General features: G+C 62.6%; 7 protein-coding genes. All 7 read right to left on the bottom strand.

Annotation, left to right across the window (positions count from 1 at the left end):
- Window positions 1-212: transcriptional regulator (locus VMR39_RS23695; protein ID WP_325419817.1), on the bottom strand; the 212-nt coding region annotated here is incomplete at its 3' end.
- A complete protein-coding gene (locus VMR39_RS23690; RefSeq protein WP_325419815.1) occupies window positions 209-541 on the bottom strand; it encodes a type II toxin-antitoxin system RelE/ParE family toxin in 333 nt (110 codons plus the stop codon). The genes VMR39_RS23690 and VMR39_RS23695, both read right to left, overlap by 4 nt.
- A gap of 321 nt (window positions 542-862) precedes the next feature.
- Window positions 863-1,456: a DUF1989 domain-containing protein gene (locus VMR39_RS23685; RefSeq protein ID WP_414712586.1), complete on the bottom strand. Its 594-nt coding sequence runs from the start codon at window positions 1,454-1,456 to the stop codon at window positions 863-865.
- On the bottom strand, window positions 1,453-2,115 hold the full coding sequence (gene gntA / locus VMR39_RS23680; protein WP_325419811.1) for a guanitoxin biosynthesis heme-dependent pre-guanitoxin N-hydroxylase GntA: 663 nt from the start codon (window positions 2,113-2,115) through the stop codon (window positions 1,453-1,455). The genes VMR39_RS23685 and gntA overlap by 4 nt, the downstream gene beginning before the upstream one ends.
- Entirely contained in the window at window positions 2,105-2,440 is a 336-nt protein-coding gene (locus VMR39_RS23675; protein ID WP_325419809.1) for a hypothetical protein, read from the bottom strand. Before VMR39_RS23675 ends, gntA begins: the two co-directional genes overlap by 11 nt.
- A 99-nt stretch (window positions 2,441-2,539) precedes the next feature.
- Window positions 2,540-3,514 (bottom strand): cation transporter, encoded by a 975-nt coding sequence (locus VMR39_RS23670; protein WP_325419806.1) that lies wholly within the window; start codon window positions 3,512-3,514, stop codon window positions 2,540-2,542.
- A partial coding sequence (locus VMR39_RS23665) for a hypothetical protein (protein WP_325419804.1) occupies window positions 3,511-3,872 on the bottom strand: 362 nt, incomplete at its 5' end. The genes VMR39_RS23670 and VMR39_RS23665, both read right to left, overlap by 4 nt.

Raw genomic sequence — 3,872 nt, 5'->3', positions numbered from 1 at the left:
TGGCGGCGGCCATGTTCCCAGTTGAGCAGCGTTCCCTTGGCGACGCCGATGCTGCGCGCGAACGCGCCTTGCGAGAGGCCGGTGCTGGCCCGGATCGCCGCGACGTCCACCGTGGGCACTTCGATCTGGTGGACGACTGCGCCGGTCTCCTTGCCTTGAGCATGGTCCAGCGCCTCGTTCAGTCCCTGCATGATGCTCTCATATGGGCTCATCTGCGGTTTCCATAAGTTGCGACCAACGCCTTTGCCAGCTCGACGGCGGCGGCCTGCTCGGCCCTGGTCAGCTTGTCCTTCTCATTCTTGGCGACCACAGTGACGAGGAAGATCGGCATGTGCGCGCCGCCCAGGACATAGATGGTCCGATAGCCGCCGCTTTTGCCGCCACCCTCGCAGGGGATGCCAACCTTGCGCAATCCCCCGCCCAAGGAGACGCCCACCTCCGGGTTGGCCGCAATATAGTCCACCAGCGCTGTCCGCTCTTCGTTAGTCACGATGGCCTTCGCGCGCCGTCGGAACTCCGGCAACTCGACGATGGTCTGCAAGCTGGTCAGGCAGTCCGTTAAGCGCCAATGACACATATGTCAATGGCGCACAGCTGCTACCCCGATCCCCGCACGCCGATCTGGTGACATCCGCGTGTGAACGGGACATCGCCGCACTCACCGTCGGGACGCCTGAAGGACTGCGCCGGGCTGGTACCCGCTACGATCGATGATCGACAGCCTTCCTCACCGCCATCGCACTGGCTTCCAAAGCTATCTTCTGGCCCTGATCAAAGAGTCCTCATCCTAGGCGTCATCGTCGAGGATGATATTGTTCTCTGCCGCATGAGTAACGTAGACGGCCGGCATGCATCGGCGCAATCACGCTGGTTCGACCTCGTACTCAATTGGCTTGAACGTACCGCCATTCGATGCGTAGGCCGAGCATGCCGTAAGGCCGATGACGCAATCCTCCTCGGCCCGCATCTTGATGAAATCGCCCGCTTTGCTCGGCGGAGGCAGAACTTGCAGATGCCCTGTCTCGCCGTTGACGGGTACATTCATAAAAAGGTTGAACGCCGTGGGTATGGCATCGGGCTCGATGCCATACGGTTCCAGCGCCTCGGCCAGGTTGCCAAAGCAGCCACGATGCACCGGCTGCTCGGGATAGAAATGCCGGAACGTGGCCTCGCTGCAGGGGGTCAGCAGGAAATCGTGGCATCCCACCGTGTCTTCCACGATTTCCAGGAGCACGCGCGACCGATTGGACCAGAGACGATTTCCCGTGGTGAGGCTTATCGTCTCCTCGTAATCGAAGGTTCGCCCATTCGAAATCACCTCGCGGACATCGTCAGCGGCAAACGCCAGCAGATCGGAGACCTGACTACCGAGCGGATCAAAGACCGTCAGGGTGCTGCCGGCTTTCAGCAGGAATGCGGTGCCGCTACGCGGCTCGATCACGGTGCGCGCGTTCACTCGCGGGGATCCCGAAATGGACATCCCCACTCGGCACCTACCAACCGGCCGCTGTACTGGCGCGCTTCGCTGGCTTCGCCGTGCCGCGCCAGCATCGGGTTGACCGAGCCTGCAATCGCCATGTCACGCTCGAGGATGCGTTCGCGCATGCGCTCGTACTTTCCTTCCTCGCGGAGGTGCTCGAACTGCTCGTGCAGGTTGAAGACGAGCGCCGGGTGCGGAAAACGTCGCGCCGGCCGCGATGCGTTCGGGTGAAGCCCGACCACGAAGAAGGCGCTGCCACCGAAACTGAGGGAAAAATGCGGGTCCTCGGGATCCGCGCTGACTGCCTTGTCGTAGGGCTGGCCCAACCACGCATCCTTGTCGGCGAACGACTGGATGCGCTCCCACATCGCCGCCTCGAACCCTTGTTCGCTCAGGTCGAGCGGCCCTTCGAACACGATGGCGAGGCTGCGCAGCCCGGCGGGGGACTGCTGATACTCTTTGCTCCACGCCAGAAGTTCGCGGTGGATCACCACGTCGTTCCACGCACTCGTCAGATCGCGGGCCGAAACGACTTTCAGCGATCCTTTGGCAAGCGCCGACTTTGCCCCCACGCACGGGAAATCCGGGTCCCGGATTTTCGCCTGGAATTCGTCGGCGAGGTGATCACCTGCCATTGCGTCGACCCTCACCAGTAGGCGCCTCGCCGGTCGAGGCGACAAATCCCATTGCAAGCAGGACGTCGGCCAGATGTTGGCCGTCAGCCTTGACCCTCGCCGACCATTCGGGGTGTTCGAGATGACCCAGTGCCGAACGCTGGAACGTCCCGGCGCTGCGAGCCGCTTCCAACAAAAGCGATGATGAGCCTCCGGCAAAGCCATCCGATCTCGCAGGCTCATTTTTGACCTGCCCGACCGACGCGCGCGGCGTTCGTTCGGTGCGTTTGCCATCCCCGACGCGCCGCGCCTCGGCTTCCGGCTCTATATATTGTGCGACGAGCACCTTCCATCTCCTGAACAGCGCCCAAATCGAGAACGCCCGGTTGGAAAAATGTTCGGCGCCGCAGTCAGTTGCGCAACGCCCGGGGAAAATCGCATCAACCTAGATCAACTTTGCCTTCGCCCGGTCGAGTGGTGTGCAGGACTGTTTCGGTACGGTAGTGGTCGGAGGGACGAAGCTCACCTGCGCGACGCGCCATGAGCGTTCTTCCGGGCCAGGCCAGTAGTGGTTCGGGTTGCGACATTCCCCGGGTGGGTGCGTGCCGTGGACCTCGACATGGATGAGGCGCCCGGTTTCGCGCAGCCGTACGTCGGTCCCCGGAAACTCGGCTTCGATACGATCGCACAACGCCTGTGCATCGTCCGAGAGTTCCGGCCCCGAGAGTGCGCGCGGGGCGCCATCCACAAGTTCCGCAGTCGACGAGCGCAACGCTTTCACGCCGTCGTTGATGATGTCGAGCGAGATGATTGCTGCCGCCAGCGAATCCGCCCACCACCAGCCAATTCCCAGGCCTATGACGCCAAACAGCCCAGCCGCGCCCGTCAGCCAGTTGGCCTTGTTCATCAGGGCGTCGGTATGCAGCAGCTTGTCATTGAGCGCTTTGGCGAGCGGCAGTTCCTTGCGGCCGATCAGCATCGGCGGCACCATCGAATATATCTGGGCAGCGATCATAAGCCAGCCAAGCCAGATCTCGTGTCCGAACAAAACCACCGAGGCGACGCTGGGATGTTCAGCCATCACCAAGGCCGTGACGGCATCATAAAGCAGGACGCCGCCAACGCTCGCCAAGGCCGCCGCGGCCACGAAGAAACCCAGACCATTGACCCGGTGGAAACCGAAGGGGAACCGTTTCGAGGCCTTTCCCTTGCGCTCGATCCGCGCTGCCAGGAGGAACATGATCGGAGGGACAAGGCCCAGTGTATCTTCGATCCAGGCGGTCTTCATCGTCTGGCTCTGACCCAGCACCAGACCCATGGCCAGGATGATGGTCGCGCTCCAGAACAGGTTCCAGTATTCCAGCACCACCGCCTTGCGCATGGTATCCGCGAGTTCCTCGGGAAGGTGCGGATTCCTCATTTCGCCTGATCGCCCGCTACCGATCGGCTGGCCTGCTCGACCGTCATTATCCACCGGTTTTCGCCATTGCGCATGGCAGCCTTGAGCTCGACGGGATCGGACGGCGGCCCGGAGGTATCGAGCGCGGGGCCGAAGGCAACTTCGGTCTGCCACGGGCTGTCTGCCTTGAACCGGCCGATCACGAGGTCTGCATCACCTTGTTCGAGCCGGACCAGCAGGCCCTCGCCGCCACCGCCCACCATGGTAGCCTTGGCACCAGTCCCGGCCTCTATCGCCTTGATCAGGGCAGCGGCGCGTGGATCGTCTGCGATATCCGAGGAGGCGAAACCGACTAGGAACGATCGGTCTCGCTCGATCC

Origin of the sequence: Sphingobium sp. (genome assembly GCF_035511395.1) — a bacterium.
In the GTDB taxonomy this organism is placed as follows: Bacteria; Pseudomonadota; Alphaproteobacteria; order Sphingomonadales; family Sphingomonadaceae; genus Sphingobium.
This window is presented reverse-complemented; position numbering and strand designations above follow the sequence as displayed.

Bases quoted from the DNA above. Each gene is read 5' to 3' on its own strand.
- gntA (WP_325419811.1), bottom strand. From the start codon at position 2,115: ATGGCAGGTGATCACCTCGCCGACGAATTCCAGGCGAAAATCCGGGAC.
- VMR39_RS23670 (WP_325419806.1), bottom strand. From the start codon at position 3,514: ATGAGGAATCCGCACCTTCCCGAGGAACTCGCGGATACCATGCGCAAG.